Annotated in this window: 19 protein-coding genes and 1 tRNA gene; 15 read left to right on the top strand and 5 right to left on the bottom strand. The window is 61.4% G+C overall.

Going from position 1 to position 20,920, the window contains the following annotated elements:
- Positions 1 to 65 precede the first annotated feature (65 nt).
- The 4 genes from AAGW05_RS06240 (at position 66) to AAGW05_RS06225 (ending at position 6,551) form a co-directional block, all read left to right on the top strand.
- On the top strand, positions 66 to 794 hold the full coding sequence (locus AAGW05_RS06240) for a histidine phosphatase family protein (RefSeq protein WP_411803622.1): 729 nt from the start codon (positions 66 to 68) through the stop codon (positions 792 to 794).
- Positions 781 to 2,112: a sensor histidine kinase gene (locus AAGW05_RS06235; protein ID WP_411803621.1), complete on the top strand. Its 1,332-nt coding sequence runs from the start codon at positions 781 to 783 to the stop codon at positions 2,110 to 2,112. Before AAGW05_RS06240 ends, AAGW05_RS06235 begins: the two co-directional genes overlap by 14 nt.
- Complete coding sequence (locus tag AAGW05_RS06230; protein WP_411803620.1) at positions 2,109 to 2,777, top strand: response regulator; 669 nt, start codon at positions 2,109 to 2,111, stop codon at positions 2,775 to 2,777. The genes AAGW05_RS06235 and AAGW05_RS06230 overlap by 4 nt, the downstream gene beginning before the upstream one ends.
- Positions 2,778 to 3,128: 351 nt before the next feature.
- Positions 3,129 to 6,551 (top strand): M66 family metalloprotease, encoded by a 3,423-nt coding sequence (locus AAGW05_RS06225; RefSeq protein ID WP_411803618.1) that lies wholly within the window; start codon positions 3,129 to 3,131, stop codon positions 6,549 to 6,551.
- A 93-nt stretch (positions 6,552 to 6,644) separates the two neighbouring features.
- On the opposite strand, the gene AAGW05_RS06220 is transcribed toward AAGW05_RS06225, so the two are convergent.
- On the bottom strand, positions 6,645 to 7,373 hold the full coding sequence (locus tag AAGW05_RS06220; RefSeq protein WP_411803741.1) for a VOC family protein: 729 nt from the start codon (positions 7,371 to 7,373) through the stop codon (positions 6,645 to 6,647).
- Positions 7,374 to 7,587: 214 nt separating this feature from the next.
- Positions 7,588 to 8,076: a YajQ family cyclic di-GMP-binding protein gene (locus AAGW05_RS06215; protein ID WP_411803616.1), complete on the bottom strand. Its 489-nt coding sequence runs from the start codon at positions 8,074 to 8,076 to the stop codon at positions 7,588 to 7,590.
- A gap of 292 nt (positions 8,077 to 8,368) precedes the next feature.
- Between AAGW05_RS06215 and AAGW05_RS06210 the strand changes: the two genes are divergently transcribed.
- Both AAGW05_RS06210 and AAGW05_RS06205 read left to right on the top strand, forming a co-directional pair.
- Positions 8,369 to 8,689: a hypothetical protein gene (locus AAGW05_RS06210; RefSeq protein WP_411803615.1), complete on the top strand. Its 321-nt coding sequence runs from the start codon at positions 8,369 to 8,371 to the stop codon at positions 8,687 to 8,689.
- A gap of 196 nt (positions 8,690 to 8,885) precedes the next feature.
- Positions 8,886 to 8,967 (top strand) — tRNA-Tyr (locus tag AAGW05_RS06205).
- A gap of 107 nt (positions 8,968 to 9,074) precedes the next feature.
- Here the strand turns inward: AAGW05_RS06205 and AAGW05_RS06200 are convergent.
- Positions 9,075 to 10,391, bottom strand: a complete 1,317-nt coding sequence (locus tag AAGW05_RS06200; protein ID WP_411803614.1) for a tyrosine-type recombinase/integrase — start codon at positions 10,389 to 10,391, stop codon at positions 9,075 to 9,077.
- The gene (locus AAGW05_RS06195) at positions 10,388 to 11,251 is read right to left on the bottom strand and encodes a helix-turn-helix domain-containing protein (protein ID WP_411803613.1); all 864 of its coding nucleotides are present in this window, start codon (positions 11,249 to 11,251) and stop codon (positions 10,388 to 10,390) included. Before AAGW05_RS06195 ends, AAGW05_RS06200 begins: the two co-directional genes overlap by 4 nt.
- Positions 11,252 to 11,356: 105 nt before the next feature.
- On the opposite strand from AAGW05_RS06195, the gene AAGW05_RS06190 reads away from it, so the two are divergent.
- The 9 genes from AAGW05_RS06190 (at position 11,357) to AAGW05_RS06150 (ending at position 19,408) form a co-directional block, all read left to right on the top strand.
- On the top strand, positions 11,357 to 11,572 hold the full coding sequence (locus AAGW05_RS06190) for a helix-turn-helix domain-containing protein (protein ID WP_411803611.1): 216 nt from the start codon (positions 11,357 to 11,359) through the stop codon (positions 11,570 to 11,572).
- Between the two features lie 419 nt (positions 11,573 to 11,991).
- The gene (locus tag AAGW05_RS06185; protein WP_411803610.1) at positions 11,992 to 12,441 is read left to right on the top strand and encodes a hypothetical protein; all 450 of its coding nucleotides are present in this window, start codon (positions 11,992 to 11,994) and stop codon (positions 12,439 to 12,441) included.
- Between the two features lie 4 nt (positions 12,442 to 12,445).
- Positions 12,446 to 12,700: a hypothetical protein gene (locus AAGW05_RS06180; RefSeq protein ID WP_411803609.1), complete on the top strand. Its 255-nt coding sequence runs from the start codon at positions 12,446 to 12,448 to the stop codon at positions 12,698 to 12,700.
- Entirely contained in the window at positions 12,697 to 12,999 is a 303-nt protein-coding gene (locus AAGW05_RS06175; protein WP_411803608.1) for a hypothetical protein, read from the top strand. The genes AAGW05_RS06180 and AAGW05_RS06175 overlap by 4 nt, the downstream gene beginning before the upstream one ends.
- Before the next feature lie 32 nt (positions 13,000 to 13,031).
- Positions 13,032 to 14,180 (top strand): hypothetical protein, encoded by a 1,149-nt coding sequence (locus AAGW05_RS06170; protein ID WP_411803607.1) that lies wholly within the window; start codon positions 13,032 to 13,034, stop codon positions 14,178 to 14,180.
- Entirely contained in the window at positions 14,177 to 15,484 is a 1,308-nt protein-coding gene (locus AAGW05_RS06165) for a replicative DNA helicase (protein ID WP_411803606.1), read from the top strand. The genes AAGW05_RS06170 and AAGW05_RS06165 overlap by 4 nt, the downstream gene beginning before the upstream one ends.
- 167 nt (positions 15,485 to 15,651) lie before the next feature.
- Positions 15,652 to 15,882 (top strand): hypothetical protein, encoded by a 231-nt coding sequence (locus AAGW05_RS06160; protein ID WP_411803605.1) that lies wholly within the window; start codon positions 15,652 to 15,654, stop codon positions 15,880 to 15,882.
- Between the two features lie 84 nt (positions 15,883 to 15,966).
- Positions 15,967 to 16,401 (top strand): excisionase family DNA-binding protein, encoded by a 435-nt coding sequence (locus AAGW05_RS06155; RefSeq protein WP_411803604.1) that lies wholly within the window; start codon positions 15,967 to 15,969, stop codon positions 16,399 to 16,401.
- Between the two features lie 58 nt (positions 16,402 to 16,459).
- Positions 16,460 to 19,408 carry a phage tail tape measure protein gene (locus AAGW05_RS06150; protein WP_411803740.1) on the top strand — a complete coding sequence of 983 codons (2,949 nt, stop codon included), beginning with the start codon at positions 16,460 to 16,462 and terminating at the stop codon, positions 19,406 to 19,408.
- Between the two features lie 728 nt (positions 19,409 to 20,136).
- Here the strand turns inward: AAGW05_RS06150 and AAGW05_RS06145 are convergent.
- Entirely contained in the window at positions 20,137 to 20,919 is a 783-nt protein-coding gene (locus AAGW05_RS06145) for a hypothetical protein (RefSeq protein ID WP_411803603.1), read from the bottom strand.
- Position 20,920 lies beyond the last annotated feature (1 nt).

Genomic DNA, 20,920 nt, shown 5'->3' with positions numbered 1-20,920 from the left:
GGGCATGGGGGACCGGCGCGGCGCCCCGGGGCCCGCGCCCTCCTCCAATAGGACAGAATGGTGTGATGCGACTGATTTTGATTAGGCACGGGCAAACCCCCAACAATGTTCGCAATCTCCTGGACACCGCAGTCCCAGGGCCTTCCTTGACACGGCTGGGGGAGCTGCAGGCCGCTGCCGTACCCGCCGTCTTGGCGGGACAGGACATTGACGCCTTGTATGTCTCCACCCTCACCCGCACGGCACAGACCGCGGCCCCGCTCGCCGCCGAACGGAACCTAAAACCGCTGGCACGAGCGGGGCTGCGTGAAATCAGCGCAGGTGACTTGGAAATGAAGGGCGACAGGGCCTCAGTCGAGGCGTACATGAAAGCGCTGATGTCCTGGCTAGGGGGGGACTTGTCCGCGCGTATGCCGGGGGCCGATACAGGCTTTGAGGTGCTCGAACGCTTTGACACAGTGGTTGAAGAGGCCGCTGAGCATGACGCCGTCGCCATAGTCAGCCATGGTGCCATGATCCGTTTCTGGGCCGGCCACCGCGGGGTAAACATCGACTGGTCGGATCCCAAGTACCACGACCTTTCCAACACAGGCATTGTCACCCTTGACGGCGAGCCGACAGGCAGCCACGCCAAGGGCGGCTGGCACATCCACTCCTGGCACGGTGCCCCGGCGGATGGCCTCGATGGCCTGGACGCAGACGGGCCGACGACGGAACTCACCCCGGATTCGATGTCTGGCACCGTCAGGGATTCCATCTGCGAAGCCACCGAGAATGGACATGAAAACAATTAAGAGTCGGCAGTCCGGGGACACCGGTGAAGCCCTGACCCGACCGGGCCCAGCCCACATCCCGTTCACCACCGCCAGCCTATGGCGGCTGAAGGGGATCAGCTGGGTGTGGCTGGGCACGGCGACCATCTGCATCGTGCTCCTTGCTGTGGGCGCCCCGCTGAACATCAATTTGTACCGCATGGCCCTGCCCTTTGCGCTGGGCATGGCCATCTTGCACTCCGCCGCGCTTGGCCTGACGGCCGCGCGCCCTGCGGCCGGCGTGCTCGTCTCGATCATTCCGATGGCAGTCATGCCGCTGGTCTCGGACCCCGTCGGTGCGGCACCCATGCCCTTCAGCGTGGTGGCCATGAACACTCAGGTGCTTGTCATCTGCGTGGCGGCGCTGCGCAGCCACTGGATGGTTCCCGCCGCAGGGTGGCTCGCGAGCGTCATGGTCGGTGTGGTGTCCAACTACCTGACAATGCCCCACGGACAGTCGGAGGGGGCGCAATACAACGTCGTCATCTTCGCGGCCGTATCGGGGGGACTCATGGTTGCCGCCGTCGTTGCCCAGCAATGGCAGCACATACGCGCGGAGCTCGTCGCGGAACGCACAGTCAGCGCCGAGGAACTGTCCCGGCGCAGGCTGGCGGAGGAGCGCACCCGCATTGCCCGGGAGCTCCACGACGTCGTGGCGCACGGGATGTCGGTGGTGGTGGTCCAAGCGACCACCGCGACCTACCGCCATCCCGGGCTCAGCGAGGAAGTCAAGGCGGAATTTGATGACATTGCCGCCAACTCCCGGCGCGCCATGACGGAAATGCGCAGCATGCTCGGCTCCCTGCGCAACGAGCAGGCGGGGCGTGAGCTGGGGCCGCAGCCCAACCTCGCGGACCTGCCCAGGCTCTTTGTCTCGGCCCGCTCGGCGGGGGTCACCATCCCCGAACCCGAGCTGTCCGACGTCGAACGTTACGACATCAGCGAGGTGATCGCACTGACCGCCTACAGGATCGTGCAGGAGGCGCTGAGCAACGTCATCCGCCACGCGCCCGGTGCCACCGTGACGATTGGATTCGCCGTGAACAATGGAAGGCTCGACCTCTCCGTGGTCAACTCCAGCTCGGCCGTGGGCGCCGTCATGGCCCAGCTGGACAAGGGCGCGCACGTGGGTCAGGGGCTGATTGGGATGCGGGAGCGTGCCGCCATTGTGGGCGGATCGGTTGTTTGCATCCCCACGTCCGACGGCGGATTCTCCGTCACGGCCAGACTCCCGCTGGGTGCCAACAACGGCAATGCTTCAAAAGCGACAAATTCGACCAAGGGAAGTGCCCTGCCATGAGCATCAGAGTACTGGTAGTTGACGACCAGGCCATGGTCCGGGCAGGTTTTGCGGCGCTGCTCTCCGCGCAGGACGACGTCGAGGTGGTGGGGCAGGCGGAGAACGGCGCCCAGGCCGTGGAGCTGGCCGCCACCTGCAATCCGGATGTGGTGCTGATGGACGTGCGGATGCCCGTCATGGACGGCCTGGAGGCGGCCAGGCGAATCCTTGCCGACGTCCAGGGGCCCGCAACAACCCATGTGCTGATGCTGACAACCTTTGACGCTGACGACTACGTCTACGATGCGCTGCGGCTCGGCGCCAGTGGTTTCCTACTCAAGGACGCGCTCGCCGACGAGCTCGTGGCGGCCGTGCGGATCGTCGCATCGGGGGAGGCTCTTCTTGCGCCGTCGGTGACGAAGCGGCTGATCGAGCAATTCGCCGTTTCCGGGGTCCGGCCTGCGCTCTCCAGGGAACGGCTCGATGGGCTCACCGAGCGCGAGCTTGAGGTCATGACGTTGATCGGCAGGGGTTTTTCGAACCAGGAGATTGCCGCCGAGCTGTTCATTGCCCAGCAAACAGTGAAAACACACGTCAGCAAGATCCTGGCGAAGCTTGGATTGCGGGACAGGGTGCAGGCAGTGGTGCTGGCCTATGACACAGGGCTGGTTGAGCCGGGCAGCTGAGACCCGCTGGCCAAACGGTGCACGGGGCATGACCCTTTTGGCCAACCTGAACCCGAGGGTGCAGTCCTGTTGGCCAAAACCCGTTGTTATCGATATCTTTCTTTGTCTTGGTCAGGCGCCAAGCGGCCCGTTGAGTGCTAATTTCATCACAGGAGCCGTCGGGGGCGGCTGCGGTGGGCGGTGTCCCGTGCGCCCGCGTTAGATCCCATGTCCTATCTGGACCGTGCGCTGCAAGCCACGAAATCTACGCCGGGTGCTGTGCCCACGGGCATCATGCGCCCCCAACACAAGAGGAACTCAGTGAAGAGAACCTTGCCTTTGACAGGGCCAAGAAGATCAAAAACAGTGCTCGTGGCGGCCGCCTTGACCGTCATGGTCGGCGGCACCCTGCCGGCTGCGGCCATGGCCGCCCCTGCCGTTCCGCCTGACGCGGCGGCATCCGTGCTCGCGGCAGGCACGGCATCGCTGGACATTGCCGGGGTCACCATCTCCGGCCAGCTCAGCGACGTCACCCGCGACGTGCTGGTCAACCCCTACACCGTGGGCGAAAAAGTGAACTACACCTTCACGGTGAAAAACACGCGCGCCCAGTCAGTTACGGTTGTGCCTGCCTCCGGCAGCTTCGCGCCCTTTGTCCCCGCGGACGGCCCCGGCAACTGCCGGTGGATGAACCTGACGGCGGGCGCCGGCTACAACTGCACAACAGCCAAACACACAGTGACAGCGGCCGACCTCGCCACAGGCTTCTTCGCCACCACCACAACGTGGCAGGTAGGCGCGGATACAGAGACACTTGCGACGCCGGCCGTCGCCCTGCGCGCCAGCGCCGCCACCCCGGTGGGCCAGGTCAGCATCTCGGGAACACCGGCGACCCCGCAGCGGAACACCTCAGCCTCACCCTATGCGGTGGGGGAAAAGCTGACCTACTCCTTCACCGTCCGCAACAACGGGACAACCGCCATTACGGTTGAGCCGGTTGCGGGGGCATTTTCCCCGTTCCTCGCAGCGGACGGGCAGGGCAACTGCCGCAACGCCAGCCTGTTGGCGGGCGCCAGCTACACCTGCACCACGGCACAGCACACGGTAACCCGAGAGGAACTCGACCGCGGCTACTTCCTGCCCACAACGTCATGGACCGCAGGCGCTGCCTCGGCTGAGGTCACCACCGATCCGGCGAAGCTGGGCATCCCCCTCGAGGACCCGCTCTCCGGCTACCTCAACGCAGCACCTGCCGACCGCGGGGTGGGCTTCCACGACGTTGACAAGACGGGCGCGCCCAGGGCAATCCGCAACGACCTTTCTGCAGGCACACTCTCAGGAATGGTTGAGTTCGCCCAGAACCACACCGTCAACCCGGCAGGCAACCACGCAGCCGCCATGCCCGACCTTGTGGCCGAACGCCAGGCGCTGCTGATGTTCACGCCGGCCCAGGCCACGAGCCGGGTCAGCGTGTCGGCCAGCGTCAAGGGCGTTGCCAAGGGCAGCTTCGATTTGAAGCCCCCGGCCGAGCTGCCCGCCACTGACGCCAGCTTCCCGGCCGACCGCCCGGCAGTTGTTTACTCCAAGCGCACCTGGAGCGTCGACCTGCCCTGGGACGTGGTTGTCCCCGGACTGGAGCTGGCATTCAGTGACGCCAGCAGCGCAAGGGGAACCCTCCCGGCGTCGAACATCACCATGGCGCCGCCCTCCGAACTTGTCATCAACAACATTGAGCTGGGCATGCTGACGACGCCGAACATGAGCGGCAACCACGCCTTCATCAACAAGCCTGCACAGTCGGCCGCGGACTACTTCCAGACCATCCCCGTCTCCAAGCTGGTCATGGCGAAGTACGAGAGTGTGCGGCTGGACACGGTCATCGTGGAGAACGGAAACATCTACACGCCGGCGAACCCGTCGGTGACCAATGGCGATGTCTACTCCGGCGACATGCGCGAGAGCGTCGGCAAGGCCCAGGTCTCAACGGGCATCAACCTTGCGAACTTCGGCATGACCTCTGGCCCCATGAACCAGGTGCAACCGTCCCTGTACAACCAGCGGATCATCCACCATTCAGCGGGCCTTTACGCCAACGGGCGCGCCGAACACGGGCTCTCGGGCGGCAACGGCATGGCCACCATCTACTCCTCAAGCGGCAATGAACTCAGCCACGAACTGGGCCACTCCTACGGCCTGGGCCACTACCCGGGACAGAACTCCTCCCTCCCCGGGGACGCCGCAACCATCAACGCAACGCACCACGCCGACTCCGGCTGGGGCTATAACGCCTACCGTGACGTCATGCGCCCCAACCTGGCCATGGGTGCTTTCCGGCCCGACGGTGTGGACATCAACGGCCTGCCCTTCAAGCAGACCTTCGGGGGGTCCTACAACTTCCTGATGGACGCCATGTCAGGCGGCTGGGTTGAAAGCAACTACTCTAACTACACCCTCCACACCGGATTCAGTGCAGACCTGATCCAGGAAGGCATGAAGGCAGTGGTGCCCGACCTGGCCTACCCCAGCGGCTACCGCGATTGGGACGCCACGGCGCAGGGCTACGTTGACGCCAAGGCAAAGAACCCGGCGTTCAACTACCTGCGTCCCACCTCCGTCGGCGTTCCTGTTGTCACCTTGTTGGGCGGCTATGTGCCGGCAAACCCGGCCAAGGCAGTTTTGTACCCCTCCTTGCGATCCAACTGGGGCAACTCCTTTGACTACCCGGCCCCGGCCCAGGATGCACCTGCCACCACCAGGGTTTGCTGGATGGACGTTTCCTTCCAGAATGGCAGCTCAAAGAAATTTGCCGTCAGCGGCGGGGTCAGCGGCATACCCGCAGCGAACGCCCTGCAGTTCAACATCAACATTGCCCAGGCCGACAAGCCCACGGGTGCAGGGCTGTTCTGCAAGCAAAACGGCACCACCAGCCAATACGGAAACCACATCGACATCGCCACCGACCTCCCTGCCATGCCCGCCGCTGTGACGATCGGTCAGGAGGCCGGCTACACGGCGGTGCGCGACGCCGAAATGCCCGCACTCCAAAGCGGGCTCGAGCGGCTGGCAACAAGCACGCTGCCCCTTCTGGAGAGGGACTCGAAGATTGCCCTTGACACGTGGAAGGGTGATCTCGGCCTGCTGTCCCCGGCTGCACGCACAGTGGCAGGGAAGATTCTTGGCAACGAAACAGCTGCCGGCAATGCCGCCAAGTTCCTGCGCTACTACCAGGACACCGCAGCTACCACGGCGACCCTGAACAGGTTCAAGGATCTGCTCGTCAGCTCCGCGCTGATCCCGGATGCGGGCACCAAGGTGGTTCCCGCCGGTGCTGCCATCAAGGTTGACGCCGGCAACAGTGGAATTGCTGCGGGCTATTGCCTGAAGCTCTACACCAACCCCGACGGTTCGCTGGAGGCCCGGGTGCCCACGGCAGCCACCCTCGCCACGGAGTGCACAGGCACAGCGAACGAGAAGTGGTTCATGGACGCCCGCGGCGCGGTGCACAGCGCAGCCCGGCCCGAGCTGTGCCTGAGCAGCAGCAACCCCAGCCGGCCTGCCAATTGCGATATATCAAGCGTGGCGCAGCAGTGGAGCTACCAGGCCGACGGGCATCTGAACTCGGTGGCCTCGCCGGGTTACTCCGTTGACCTGAACCGGGCCACCCGCCTGCCCATCCTGTACCAGACATCAGGCGGCGGCAACCAGAAATGGGTGGGTCTGACCACCAGCAGCGTGCCCGCGCTGGTCCTGCTGGACGCGGCGTCCCTGAAGAAGGTGGGTGAGCTGGGGCTCTAGCCTCCCGCCTCAACAACTGACCCGCAATAGTGGTCGAAAAATGCACGAATTTCTTGCATGTTCAGCCACTATTGCGGGTCTGTTCTTTTGGGGTCAGCCGAGCGGCTGGACCAGCTTGAACATGGCGCCGGTGCAGTCGGTGAGGCCGGCGATCCTGCCGTAGGGGGAATCCTCGGCGGGGTTCACGATCGTGGCACCCATGGTGAGTGCCAGGGCGATGGCGGCATCGACGTCGTTCGTTTGGAAGTAAATCTGCCAGCTGGAGGGGACCTCGGCCGGAAGATAACCGGAGGCGTCCATGATGCCGGCCAGTTCCTTGCCGCCGTCAACAAGGTTGGTGTAGCGGAACTCGGGTGTGTCGCTCATGACGGAGGCCTGCAGGCCAAAGATGTTGGTGTAGAAGTCGACGGCAGCCGCGTAGTCCTTGCTATGGAGCTCGTGCCAGGCGGCGGCGCCGTCTACCTCATGGGCCTGGAAACCTGTGTGACCGCCGAACTCCCACATGCCCACAGCGGCTCCGCCGGGGTCACCGATCATGGCCATTTTCCCTTGCTCGGGCACGTCCATGGGTTCCATGAAGGGCATGGCCCCGGCGTTCTTTGCCGCAGCCATGGTCTGCTCAATGTTGTCAACGCGGAGGTAGGTTGACCACATGTCGGGGTAGCCCTGGCCGTCCTCCTGGCTCTGCATCAGGCCGGCAACACTCTTGCCGTCCTTGAAGGCCGTGGTGTAGCCGCCGTACGTTTCCTGGTCCCCCACGTCGTAGGTCCAGCCAAACAAGGCTGCGTAAAACTCTTGCGACTTCTTCATGTCCGAAGTCATCAGATCAATCCAGCACGGTGCTCCGGCCGGGATTCCCTGGGGGTTCATCATGGCTCCAAACTAACGATGTTTGCTGCGGTTTTGGGGGACAAATGGAACACTATGCCCGGCCGTCGCCGCGGGCAAGAGCAAGAAGCGCCCACCGGCTGAAAGTTTCCCCGCAGTTGGTGGGGAATTCAGGGATGGGCGCTTTGGGTGCCGGAGGTCGTGGGGATCAGCGAAGGTTCACGAACTGCAGGTCGGCGTCCTCGAACTTGCGCAGCAGTGCCATGACGTCCTGGAGGTCGTCGCGGCTCTTGGAGCTCACGCGCAGTTCGTCGCCCTGGATGGTCGACTTGACGCCCTTGGGGCCTTCGTCGCGGATCAACTTGTTGATCTTCTTGGCGATGTCCTGTGCGATGCCTTCGACGATCTCGGCTTCAAGGCGGTATTCCTTGCCCGATGCGAAGGGCTCGCCGGCATCAAGGGACTTCAGGGAGATGCCGCGCTTGATCAGCTTGGATTCAAAGACGTCCATGACGGCCATGACACGCTCTTCGGAGTTTGCCTTGATGAGGATCTTTTCGCCGCTGAAATCAATCTCGGCTCCAACACCCTTGAAGTCGTAGCGCTGGACTACTTCCTTCTGTGCCTGGTGCAGGGCGTTGGCGACCTCTTGCTTGTCGACCTTGCTGACGACGTCGAACGTTGACTCACTGGCCATGATTCCTCCATATGCGTGGAAATTTGAACGGTTGATTTGAATCTAAGCCTAGCGCCCGAGGGCCCCAAAGCGAGCGAAGCGAGGATTTGGGAGGGCGGTAGGCGCTAGCGCCCGAGGGCCCCAAAGCGAGCGAAGCGAGGATTTGGGAGGGCGGTAGGCGCTAGCGCCCGAGGATGGCGTGTGCAGCGTCACCGCGTCCGGCGCACAGCGTCCTCCAAGGTTTCCCCGGGCAGCCACACATTTGCGCTGGGCACAGTGGGGTGTGTTGAGACCACCCGAACAAGGAGGACCGATGACCGCTGATGAAGGAACCGCCGCAGCGCCGCATTCGATAGGCAGCAAGCCGAAGCTAGCCAAGAAGTCGGTGGGCACCGCCGTTGCAGCCGTGACATTGGCAGCCGTAACTGTGCTGTCCGGACCGGGCCTGGTTGCTGGGTCGGCGTCGAGCCTCGATGCGGCCGGGATTATCAGGACCCCGACAAATTCCGCGGCCACACGGATTGCGGGCGTCCACGAAGACCTGGTCCGCGCCGTCGAACTTCAACAGGTCACCCCTGAGCAGGCCGCTTTCCTGGAACGTCAGCTGGTCAAGCGGATCCAGGGCGAGGTGTAAGTCCCACATCGGTTTCCGGCTGGCCACTCAGGCAGGGGATTGGGCGGAAGATGTAGCGTCATAGACTCTGATTTTCGCGTTTTTTGGGCGTTTGGCCCCCTCGATTCGATTATTGGGCAAATACCTTGTATTGTTTTACTGCTTCCACTTGTTGGGGGCACAAGCTGGACCTGAAGCTTTGGGTTTAGCTGGCCACGGCAGATTACCCGAGCGGCCAAAGGGGGCTGACTGTAAATCAGCTGGCAACGCCTTCACTGGTTCGAATCCAGTATCTGCCACACCAAGGGGAAGCCCGGAATCTAGCGAGAAATCGCAGGTTCCGGGCTTTTCTGTTGTCCGAACCAATGACACAAAGCTGGCGTTTGTTAGAGCTTTGTTAGAACTGCTATTCATGGTCGGCACTTCCGCGGGAACGGCGGGGGACCAATGCGGCGGCTTTTTCGGCCGCATCTCGCCCCACACCTTCGAGCATGTGGGCATATGTGTCAGCTGTGAAACTTGACCGCGCATGCCCCAACCGCTTGCTGATGATGTTCATATCGACGCCGGCCGCGAGCATGAGCGAGGCTTGCCCGTGCCTCAAGTCATGGAGCCTTACCCGCCGCAGTCGCTTGCGGTCGGCGTCGGCTAGCTGTGAATCATCCGGAAAACGGACTTTGTCCGTTAGCCTCTGGAAATGGTCCGTGACCCAGCCGGGTGACAGTGGCTCGCCGTTCTCGCGGCAGAAGACCAAGCCATGATCCGAGTATGCGCCGCCCCACATCGCTTTTTCGATCCCCTGCTGTACCTGATGGTGGAGCAGAACGCCGGCCGTGACTTGGTCCAGTTCAATCTTGCGATATTCTCCGGAATCTGTTTTCGGGGCCGCAAATCGAAGCCCAAGGTGAATGAGTCCGCAATACTCGCACGGGACAGCGTCGCCGCCGCGCTCGGTCAATTGCTGACGCACGACGATGACGCCGGCCGAAGCATCCAGATTGTCCCAACGTAGCCCGCAGACCTCGCCCCTACGCATGCCCGACGCGGCGACAGTCTCATAGAGTGCCCCGAGCCTGTCGGACTGCACACAGTCAAGAAAAAGGCCTAGCTCTTCGGGCTGCCACGGACGTACTCGAGGATGGGGGACTCTTGGCAGCTCGACATCGCGCGCAGCGTTAAACGTCACCAGGCGCATCTTCACGGCGGTGCTGAGAGCGGATCTAAGACACGCATGCACTCTGGTGACAGTGTTAGCGCTCAGCGGCTTTCCGCTCTTCCCCGCCTCACCCTGTAGCTTCGTGAGCATGTCAGCGACGTGACCGGGCCGCAGGTCACGCAACCGCAGGTGGCCGATGCTCGGTTTCAGGTAGTCATCGATGTGTTGACGGTAAACCTTGACCGTGGCGGGACGCAGCCCGTTGGCTTCCTTTCGCGCCAGCCACGAGTCAAGCCAGCCGCCCACAGTGACCGCCTTATCGTCGGTCCATGTGCCCTCAGCAAGTTGCACCGTAATCTTTGACGCCGCCTGTTCAGCTTCGCGCTTGGTGTGGAAGCCGCCCTTCGTGATCTGGACGCGTCGCTTCGTTTCCGAGTCGCGGGGGCCGAGAACGTTGTACCACCAGGAACCGTGATTCTTTGAGCACGCCCTGACCTTGCCCGTGCGCGGATCTGTGAGAAGTTCTGACTTACGGCAGGTGCACCGCTTGAATACTGATCCGCTCACGACAACTCTGCGTTTTCTGGCAATTCCCGCAGGCCTTCGATGAGCGGCCAGTCAAGGTCCACTTCTTCTCTTCTGGATGTGATGGGCCGACTGTCCGCGTCATTGATCCAGCTGATATTTGGGAAGGCGTCTCCCATCAGCTTTCCAAGTTGGTTCGACCGAAGCATCTTAGCAATATGTTTGGCCGTGTTAGATCGACCCATTCTGGAAACTGCGTCATCGTCGAACGGGAAACGCACGTCATCAGCGAGCATCTCGCCTAAGTCTCTTATGGTCTGGCCGGATTCCTTCCACTGGCTAGCTGTGTTACTAAATTGGGCCCAGGAATCCTCGACAAGGACGACATCCAGACCCAACGCATGGCATAGTTCGGCTGCGGTGATGCGATCCGGCTCTCCAATATGCCGGTCAAGCAACACGTCCCAAAGAGCCGGGGGCGGACAATGTGCCACGTAGTGACGTGCTGATCCTTCAGACAGTTCATTGATGAGCTGGATTGCTTGCCGGTATCTATTCGCCCGCACGTACTTCCGTGTCGCGCTTTCCAGTTTCCGTTTCAGGTCTTTGACGTCGCCGGCAACGGTACGTTCATTCCATCGTGCCGTCGTGAGCTCAGCCGCGATTGGACTTGTTTGGGGAAATAGGGCAGAAACGTCGACTCCAAGGGCGCCAGCGAGTGCAGGCGCTTCGGTTAGCCGAACGGCCCTTGCTCCCAATTCGACTCGCGACAGTGTCCCTTGTGACCAGTTGACGCCGGCGGTGCGCATCAGGCTGGCGAGATCACTTTGAAACAACCCCTTGCGCTCGCGAAGTTCTTGGATGCGTTTGCCGACAGCTTCGTCATTGTTTGGTTCGCCCATATCCAAACTGTACCGCAAAATGCGATATCAGCATAGCTTGTGCCAGACCGTGTTATGCGGTATGATCAGAACTAAATATGCGGTATAGAGAAGAAGGTGGTTCCGATGAGCGATAACTCAGGGGTGGTTCAGCAGTCCATGACGATGCCGGTTTGGCCCGATGTGGGCCGGGCGCTTGGTATTGGCCGTAGTACGACCTACGAGCTGGTCAAGCGGGACGAGTTCCCCATCCGAATTCTGCGGTTGGGATCAAAGCGGCTCGTGTCGCGCGCCGATCTCATGGCGTACCTCGGCGAGACTGCCCCGGATCGCGTCGCCTAGGGGAACGCCGGGCGGCTAAGCCGCACAAGAATACTTGGCTCAGATGTTGCGCCGACAAAAGAAACGGCCCGGGTGTCCGCCAAGACAAAACCCGAACCGTCAAACATTTATCCAATTGGAGGATTTACTGCTATGAAAAAGGATACGCTCTCGCCGTTGCAGCTTGCAAGGGCTGGTTTTGTGAAGGATTCGGAGGAGTCCAGGCAGTATGGAGCGGCGTGGTACAGCGGACCGTCAGCGTACAGCCGCGACGGGTCTCTCGGTGCCTACGTGACATATTGTTCCGAGACCGACCTCGTGTGGCACTTGGATGTCGTCCCTGAGGCCTTGTACTCAGGAACCCAGATCTTGGAGTTTTTCGCGGCTCTTTCTGATCTTGCGGCGTCCATTGGTGGCGCGCCATTCGGGGGTGCGCCATCATGACGACGCTTGCGATTCCCGCCCGCGACACGAGTGCACGGCTCAGCGCCGACATGGCCAAGTTCAACAAGCGGCTTGACGCCGTCCACGCCGCAAAGCAGGTTCGCGAAGCGCCGGCATGGTTCACACCGCTGGACGGCCCGCACTCGCAGGTCGAAGCGCCACAGTGTGAAATGCCCGGATGTGTCGAAAGTGGCGCGGGCCACGGCGTGGACTCCCTGCATATGTCACGGCTCGAATGGTTGAGTGCCGACAAGGCGATTGGCCCGTTCGCGTCAATGAGCTACACGCTGGATGACGGTAAGCCCGGCTTCTATCTCGAATGGAGCCTGGAACCGGTCGAGGGTTCATTGGCGGACATGTCGGCGCTCGAGGACGCCCTCCGTGGCGTGGCCGCTCAACTCGGTGCCCGCGCCAAAACTTCCCCTTTCCATGCGAGTGAGGCCTAGCCCCGTGCGAACAGTACGCACGACCACCGCGACGGGCCCGGCCGACGACAGAGAGCCCGCCGCGATGGCGCATGAGTACTGGGAGCAGACACGGGCCCGGCGCGACGTGCTGGCCCGCCAAGCCGCGTTGGTGGCACTCGCTGACCGTCTACCAGACGCGAAACGGTACGCACGCGACATGCTTGCGGCCGAAACCGTCATGGATGAAATCGCGCAACAACGTAGGCAAGAACCGTTCAGAAAGAAGTCGTCCCAGTGACTCAAATCACTCTCACCATCCCCGTCGACAAGTACCGCATTGCACACACTCGACGCTACGACACTATCGAGCTGGAACGGCAAACCACCTGGCAGATCGACCAGTTGCCAAGCGGGGCAACCGTCCGGGTTGATACGGGCGGATTGCCGCCAATCCCGGACAACCTCGCTTGGCATCGGTACGGGCTGGAATACGTTATTGACTCGCCGGACGTGACCACGGCCCGGCAATGGTCGAGCATGCTCGACCAGCACTACGACGCGCTCGCCGGCCAAGCGCTCGATTCTTGGGGAGCCTGATGTCTAGGACATTCGCACAGGTGCGTCTGGACATGTGGGCCGATCCCGACGTGCGGAAGCTGCGGGAAAGCGAACAACGGTTGTATCTTCTGCTGCTAACGCACGACCTGACGTTTGCCGGCGTCGCTGACTGGCGCCCAGCACGGCTAGCAGGGTTCGCGGTGGACAGCACGGCGGAATCGATCCGTGAAGCCGCCCACGGCCTTGCCAGAGCCTCTTTCGTCATCATCGACGAGGACACGGAAGAAATCATGCTCCGTTCGTTCCTGCGCCATGATGGCCTGCTGCGGCAACCGAAGGTGTCCGTTTCGATGGCCAACGCTTATGCCACCACGGCATCGTCAACGATTCGTGGAGTGCTGATTCATGAGCTGCACAGGCTGAGAAAAGACTATCCGGAATGGGTCGCGTGGACCCTGCCGCAAGTCCAAAAGATCCTGGCACACGACGCCATCGATCCAAAGACTTTAGACGTTCCGGATGACCCCCATTTAGGGGTTGATTTACCCCTAGGGTTAGGGGCAGCTTTACCCGTAGATTTAGGGGTTGAGTTACCCCTTGCTTTACCAGATGACAAGGGGTCCGCTAAGGGGTTGCCTACTCCTGCTCCTGCTCCATCTCCATACATCCATCGCCATTCCGAAGCTCCGGACGCCCAAGGAAACGCGCCCGGACCGGCTGCGGGCAAGCCATCAATGTATGAGCATGGGGGCTTCGACTCAATAAAAAGTCGTCCAGACGTCAAAATGCTCTGCGATCAACTCGCGGACCGGATCGAAGCCAACGGTTCCCGGCGGCCGAACATCACCAAGACTTGGTTGGACGAGTGCCGGCGACTCGTCGACCTCGACGAGGTCGACCCCAGCAAAGCGGCCAACCTCATCGACTGGTGCCAGCGCAACGGCTTCTGGAAATCTAACATCCTGTCCATGGCAAAGTTCCGGAAGCACTACGACCAGCTCAGGTTGGCCGCGCTCGCAGACTGGGAGAAGAACCGTAATGGCCCTGCCTCGGATGGTGGCATCGATGTGGATGCTGTTCTGGGCAAGGATTACTGGATGCCGGGCACCCCGCCCGCAGACTTGACTATCGAAGGCGAGATCGGCTGGAAGAAATCCCAACGCGCCGCACACTTGGCTGAACGGCTCGTCGAGGCACGGTCAAAGCTGGGCGCGCCATGAGCGATCAACGCGGACCCCGCCAAGACGCTGACGCGGAAATGGCACTCATCGGGGCAGCGATGATGTACCCGCGCATCATGGACGACATCCAAATGGATTCACAGGACTTCTTCCGCCCCCAGCACGAACAACTGTGGGATCTGATCGTTGCCGAGCACCGCGCCGGCCACCCGTTCACACCTTCCGACCTGACGCAGCGCCTCATATCAGCCCCAATACAGGGACTCCACCCGTCGTACCTGCACAAGTGCACTGCGGTGGCACCCGTGGCCGGGGCGGCAACATACAAAGCCCAAACCATTACCGGACTTGCCCGTCTCCGGCGGCTCGCCTTAGTCGGCATGAAGTTGCAGGCGGAAGCAGCCCAAGCCCCGTGGGATGAGACAGAAGCCGTCCTCGACAAGGCGCGTGCGGTTCTTGATGAGACCGCCAATGCCGCATCCGATGTCGTCGTTCGGACGTTCGCGGATGCACTTCAGTCCGCAATTAAACTCTGGACCTCACCAGACGGCGACTCATACCCGACCGGCTGGCACGAACTTGACCGAAAGTTCAACGGTGGGTGGCACCCCGGCCAGGTCACCGTCATCGGAGCACGACCCGCCGTCGGCAAATCCCTTCTTGCCGGATGCGCCGCCGTCGCTGCCGCCACCTACGGGGCCGGGTTCTTTTCCCTCGAAATGAAAGAACACGAAGTCGTAGGCCGCATGGCCGCTTCCGCCATGGGCATCGACCTTCACCGCATCAACGCGCACGAGCTCAATCCCCAAGACTGGGACAAGATCAAGCGCCTTGCCGAAACGTCAGCGTCATGGCCCGTCTATATCCAGGAAGCATCCCGGATCACGATGGCTCAAATCCGGGCCACAGTCAGAACATGGATGCGACGCGGCCACGTACCCCTGATCATCATCGACTACCTGCAACTATGCGCTCCCGCCGACAGGACAGAATCTCGCGAGCGGCAAGTCTCCCGAATCGCCGAGGACTGCAAACACCTCGCCAAAGAATTCAACACCCACGTTCTCGTCCTTGCCCAAGTAAACCGGGCATCGACAAACCGTACCGACAGCCGCCCCACCATGGCCGATCTACGGGAATCCGGCGGCATCGAAGCACACGCAGACAACATCATCCTGCTCCACCGGGACGACACCGGAATGGAAGGCGAGATCGAATTGATCCTCGAGAAGAACAGGCACGGAGAGACCGGGAAAATCCGACTCGCTTGGCGCCCCCATTTTGCTTCAGTAAACAGCATGGCCCCAGAACCTGGCGATTACCAACATGGGATAGCAAAATGAGCGCGTCGGGCCTGTGCGGTCACCTGTTAGCCCAGAAATTCCGGAATGCCCAATCACAGCTGAGATCACATTTTCTCAGCCATGGAAGGTCGGCAGACCCAAAACAATGGCATTCCAAACGGAACGCTCACGGTAACCCATTTGAACCCAACTAAGCCAGGAACCCATTGCCAACGAATCAGAACACCGAAGCACGCATGGCCGGCATCATCCGGCAAACAGTCATCGACGTCCTCCCAAAAGCCTGGCGCATCCTGCCAAACGGGAAGTATGCCGCCGACCTCATCACGGCCGCCACGATGCTCCGCATCAAACACGCTGAACAACTGGCCGCACGCCCATCGAACGACCTACTGGGCGTCCGGCCTGTGGCGGATGACCCCATGGAAGACCGATGACCAGGGCTGACCACATGGGCGACTTCCTGCCCCACGTGACCACCATGAACACGTGGGACCACGCCGCACGGATAGTCGTGGCACATGGTCTATCCGATTGATCGCCCATTGCTTGGCACACATGTTTCGGGAGTGACGGCGCAGTGGATTAGTGCTCGGTTGTCTGTGTCAGAAGTGGATGATGCTTGTCGGTATTTCAGTATGAATGGGCGCTCGGATTTGGCGGGGGAGTTGAGCCGTTCGATGGCTGGGGTCCGGGCCGCCGCAGCTCTATACATTTCACGTCGCGAAGAGGCTGCTTCCGCTGTCGGAAGTTCGGAACTTCCGATCTCGGCCGCGAGTGGAGAATCCAGTCAGGATCATTTATCGGTTACTGAAGCGGCGGGGGTGTTGGGTTTGTCGGATCGTAGGGTGCGTCAGATTCTCGCAGCTGGGACGCTGCGTGGGGCGCGTCAGGGTCACCGCTGGCTGATCGGTTCGGATGACTTGGATGGTTACAGGATGAGCAGGGTGGCATGACCGGCGAGATTGAGTTTTTGGATGATGCTTCAGGCGAGTGGTGGTGTTCCCAGTGACCATGCTTCCGCCGCTCGTTGTTGAGATTCTTGCGAAGAATTCAGAAGCAATTGCCGGTTTCAAAGAAACGCAAGCGGAGCTTGCGAAGACGGCGGCCAGCGCCGAGGCGTCTGGCGCCCGGTTTAGTGGCGCGGCGGGCAAGATGCAGTCCATTTCTAAAGCCGCATTCCTTGCCACCGCGGGCGCTGCCGTCGTGGTTGGTGTTGAGGCCGTCAAAATGGCTGGCGAATTTCAGGAATCGACAACGAAAATGGCGGGCCAGGCCGGTATCAGTGCCGACGCGGCCGGCAAGATCGGCAAAGCGTTCCTGTCTGCTGCCGGGCAAACCACGTTCGCCGCGCAAACAATGGTGGATGCTTATTCTCCCGTGTCCAAACAGCTTGCAGCCGTCGAAGGTCACGCGCTTTCATCCTCTGACGCGCTGAAAGTTATGAACGCGGCGTCATCCCTTGCCGAAGCCACTGGCACCGACCTCGCAGCTGCTACGTCCACACTCGCCGTCACCATGCAGTCATACCATATTGGTGTAGAGGGTGCCGCCGAAGCGTCTAACGTCCTGTTCAACGCGTCTACCCTGCTGAACACCCCCATTAGTGACGTGTCCAACGCCGTTGACAAGCTGCACGGGCGTCTGGGCGTCGCCGCCCCATCACTGGCCGACACCGCATCGCTCATGGTGGACTTGGCACAGCACGGCGTCACCGGCTCGCGCGGCCTCATGGTCATGCAAACCGCAATGTCAACGCTGCTCGGCGGATCCAAAACCACCAACGACACACTTAAATCATTGGGCGTCAGCGTTTTTGACTCGTCCGGGAAATTCATTGGCATGCAAGCCGCCATTGCGAAACTGTCCCCCGCACTGGGGAAGATGACGGACCAGCAAAAAGCGGCTGCGGAAACGGCACTGTTCGGGGCAAGCGCAGCGGGCACCATGAATGGTGTTATGTCCGGCGGTGCCGCGGCGTTCGATAAGGCATCCGCTGCTGTGGAAAAGCACGGTTCAGTGGAAACAGCGGCGGAAGCAAACGCACACACTTTTGGTGGGCAACTAAAAACGTTGTGGGCCACCGTCAAAGACCTCGGCGTCACACTCGGAACCGTCCTGCTCCCACCCCTGCAAGCGACCCTTGCAGGGTTCATGGGATTTTTCAACTTCCTCAAAGCCAATCAGCCCGTCGCCGTCGCGCTCGGCGTCGTTGTGGGTACTATCGCCGTCGGCCTGTCGTCACTGTACGTCATCACCAAGACCGTGCAGGTTGCGCAAGCGGCGTGGGCTGTGGGAACGAAGCTCGCCACCGGCGCCCAATGGCTACTTAACGCCGCACTTGACGCCAACCCTATCGGCATCGTCGTTATTGCACTTATCGCGCTTATTGGTGGCGTCGTCCTGGCGTACAACAAAATTGGTTGGTTCAAGGACGGCGTCAACGCGGCATGGGCCGGAATCAAAAACACCACAGCGGCCGTGTGGAATTGGCTTTCAACCTACATTTTCCCGATCTGGAAACTGGAATTCACGCTACTAGGCAACGCAGCCACTTTTTTGTGGCGAAACGTCCTCGTTCCCGTGTGGACCGGGATTCAAAACACAACGGCAACCGCATGGACGTGGATCAACAATAGCGTTTTTACACCGTTCAAGCTTGGCATCACCGCCATCGGCACGGCGTTCGACCAAACCCAGCAATTCATTGGCACGGCATGGAACAAAATCAAAAACGCCGCAGCCGGTCCAGCTCGGTTCATCGTGGAGGACGTATACAACAAGGGCATCGTGCCTACGTGGAACACAATCGCCGGCGCGGTCGGGCTCGGCAGCCTGTCCTTGAAAGCACAATCGGTCGGTTTTGCCGACGGCGGCGTTGCCCGATTCGCCGGCGGCGGCGCAGGAGGCATTAATCCTGGGTATCGACCGGGTGTAGACAGCATTCCCGCTCTGACGTCTCCCGGCGAGGCATGGATGGTCCCAGAATGGACGCGCGCTGTCGGGGCCGACAATGTACAAAGATGGAACCACTTGGCCCGTCACGGGGGCACTGGCGCCGTCCGCAAAGCCATGAGATTCGCAGATGGCGGCGTCGCGCACTTTGACGGCGGAGGCATCCCCGACCTGCTCGGCAGCATCGGCAGCTTTGTTGGTGGCGCCGCCAAAAACGTAAGTTCGTTTATCGGTACTGCTTTTCAAGACGTGGCTGGATTCCTGAAAGATCCGATTGGATCGATTACTCGTTTGGTCATGGAGCCGGTGAAAGCCTTGGCTGGGTCCGCTGGCGGTGGCGATTTCGGCAAGATGGCCATGCAGCTGCCGATCAATGCTGTTACTGCCTTGGGCGCCAAGGTCAAGGAACTGTTGGCAGGCGGCGGTGGCGCGGGCACGGCAGGCACGAACGTTGCCAGCGCCGGGGCTGGCGTCCAGCAATGGGCGCCGGACGTGCTGCGCGCACTCGCCATGGTCGGGCAACCGTCCAGCCTACTACAAACCACGCTGCGCCGCATGAACCAAGAATCAGGCGGCAACCCGAACGCCATAAACAACTGGGACAGCAACGCAGCCATGGGCGACCCGTCGCGCGGGCTCATGCAAACCATCGGGTCCACGTTCGCCGCCTATGCCATGCCCGGCTACAACACGAACATTTACGACCCCATGAGTAACATCCTGTCGTCTATGCGCTACGCCATTAGTCGGTACGGCTCACTCGCCGCAGCCTACAACCAGGCAGGCGGCTACAGCCTCGGCGGTGTCGTCCCCGTGTTCGACAACGGCGGTGTAATCCCTCCGGGCCGGTCAATGATCGACAACCGAACCGGCGCTCCAGAGCGTCTGTCAAACACGACCCGTGGCGGCGCCGGAACAACCATCAACAACAACATCGAAGTCACCACCAACGCCACCGGCCCGCAAATCGCCAACGCCATCGGCTGGGCACTCAAAACCCAGTACTAACCGGAACCAGGAGGTTGCAGTGATAACAACCCCAGACTCGCTCGAAAATGCTGCCATTAGCGAACTCATTGGCCTCAGCCAGTCTCGACTGGGCATGACTGCGAGCGCCGCAGCAGCGCACGTTCTTGGGCTTATCGCAGCGTCGACCCAAGACCGGGCGTGGCCGGCACGGGACACAAGGGGTGAAACCGCATTCACGCTTGCAGTCGACACGTACCGGCACCTGCCGTCCATTCTCTAGGTAGCCGGGTGGTCTGGTCAGCGTCACTTCGTGGTGGAAAGATTAGAAATATGGCACCACAAGACGCAAGGAACGAACCCAAGTTCTACACCGTTCAACAAATCGCGGACATGTTTCAGATCGACCCTCGCACCGTCCGAGACAACGCCCAACGCAAAAACTGGCCGTGCATCGCATTCGGACCCCGCACGATCCGATTCACGGAAGATCAGGTCAATGCCATCGTTGACCTGTCCACCATGGCGCCACCAACGCCCAAGCCGGAACGCCGCATCGGGACAGTAGCAGAACGGCGCTTGCGGGAGTCTTGACGCATGCCCCAGATGAGTCCTCATATGAGGCACGGCTTCATCCCAACGACGAGTTGGAAGAACGGTTGGAGTTCCCAAAGTAACCCTCATCACAAAGCCACTCAGTAGGCGATCCAATGTTTTTGGGGCCGTCCATCGGTTGGTGGACCATTCCAGCCATCGTCTGGGCGGGATGCCTACGGTTTGAACGGGACCATGACCGCGTTGAGGTTGGTGATCCGGAAAGGCGTGTACCCGACGGACGGGTCCGGGTCCACAATGACCGACATGGTCCCCAAGTCCGCGACAGGCACAGCGAACGAACGGTACAAGTCCGACCGGCCACCCACCGGGACCACTGCCGGCGGCGCTTCTTGGACTACGAGGGGAATGGTGTTGGCCGCGTCGATAATGCCGGGGTTGCTATGGGCGGCGACGCCGTTGCCGTAGGTCACATCGAATGCGGCCGCGGCACTGTTCATGGCGTCAAGACTTGCCGGCGTGCTGCCGGTGTTGGTGACGGTCAAATCCACGCGCACGAGCGCATAGGTTGCGTCAAGATATCCGTTACCAGCTCCGACGGCTGACCCGTAGTTGTTGGGCATGCGCTGCACTTCGCCGAGCGTGACGGTTAGCCCGTTCGGGTATGTGATGAACCGGCCGTCGGCCGTGGTGGCTGACCCGGTGAGTGCGACGGTTGCGCCGTCCATGGTGCATTGGTCCGCGAGGTAGGTTGCGGCGCCGATGTTGCCGCCCGTTTGGGTGAATAGTGGCACGCATCCTGGCGTGGCCGGTGCGGCGACTTCCGGGGCTGTGGTGGTGGGGGCGGGTGCCGGTTTTGTGGCCGTGGCGGTGGTTGCGCTGGCCGTGGGCGGCGCGGCGCTTTCAGCGTGCGTGGTTGTGGCAGTGGTTCCGGTGCAACCGCTTAGAGTGACGACTGCAGCGATGATGAGCATCCACCGAAATGTGAAAATCTTCATG

This window comes from Arthrobacter sp. LAPM80 (genome assembly GCF_046736435.1).
Lineage (GTDB): Bacteria > Actinomycetota > Actinomycetes > Actinomycetales > Micrococcaceae > Specibacter.
This window is presented reverse-complemented; position numbering and strand designations above follow the sequence as displayed.

Excerpts from the sequence above, each read along its gene's own strand:
- AAGW05_RS06240 (WP_411803622.1), top strand. The coding sequence starts at position 66 with ATGCGACTGATTTTGATTAGGCACGGGCAAACCCCCAACAATGTTCGC.
- AAGW05_RS06235 (WP_411803621.1), top strand. The coding sequence starts at position 781 with ATGAAAACAATTAAGAGTCGGCAGTCCGGGGACACCGGTGAAGCCCTG.
- AAGW05_RS06230 (WP_411803620.1), top strand. The coding sequence starts at position 2,109 with ATGAGCATCAGAGTACTGGTAGTTGACGACCAGGCCATGGTCCGGGCA.
- AAGW05_RS06220 (WP_411803741.1), bottom strand. The coding sequence starts at position 7,373 with ATGACTTCGGACATGAAGAAGTCGCAAGAGTTTTACGCAGCCTTGTTT.
- AAGW05_RS06215 (WP_411803616.1), bottom strand. The coding sequence starts at position 8,076 with ATGGCCAGTGAGTCAACGTTCGACGTCGTCAGCAAGGTCGACAAGCAA.
- AAGW05_RS06210 (WP_411803615.1), top strand. The coding sequence starts at position 8,369 with ATGACCGCTGATGAAGGAACCGCCGCAGCGCCGCATTCGATAGGCAGC.
- AAGW05_RS06195 (WP_411803613.1), bottom strand. The coding sequence starts at position 11,251 with ATGGGCGAACCAAACAATGACGAAGCTGTCGGCAAACGCATCCAAGAA.
- AAGW05_RS06190 (WP_411803611.1), top strand. The coding sequence starts at position 11,357 with ATGAGCGATAACTCAGGGGTGGTTCAGCAGTCCATGACGATGCCGGTT.
- AAGW05_RS06185 (WP_411803610.1), top strand. The coding sequence starts at position 11,992 with ATGACGACGCTTGCGATTCCCGCCCGCGACACGAGTGCACGGCTCAGC.
- AAGW05_RS06170 (WP_411803607.1), top strand. The coding sequence starts at position 13,032 with ATGTGGGCCGATCCCGACGTGCGGAAGCTGCGGGAAAGCGAACAACGG.
- AAGW05_RS06165 (WP_411803606.1), top strand. The coding sequence starts at position 14,177 with ATGAGCGATCAACGCGGACCCCGCCAAGACGCTGACGCGGAAATGGCA.
- AAGW05_RS06155 (WP_411803604.1), top strand. The coding sequence starts at position 15,967 with ATGGTCTATCCGATTGATCGCCCATTGCTTGGCACACATGTTTCGGGA.
- AAGW05_RS06150 (WP_411803740.1), top strand. The coding sequence starts at position 16,460 with ATGCTTCCGCCGCTCGTTGTTGAGATTCTTGCGAAGAATTCAGAAGCA.
- AAGW05_RS06145 (WP_411803603.1), bottom strand. The coding sequence starts at position 20,919 with ATGAAGATTTTCACATTTCGGTGGATGCTCATCATCGCTGCAGTCGTC.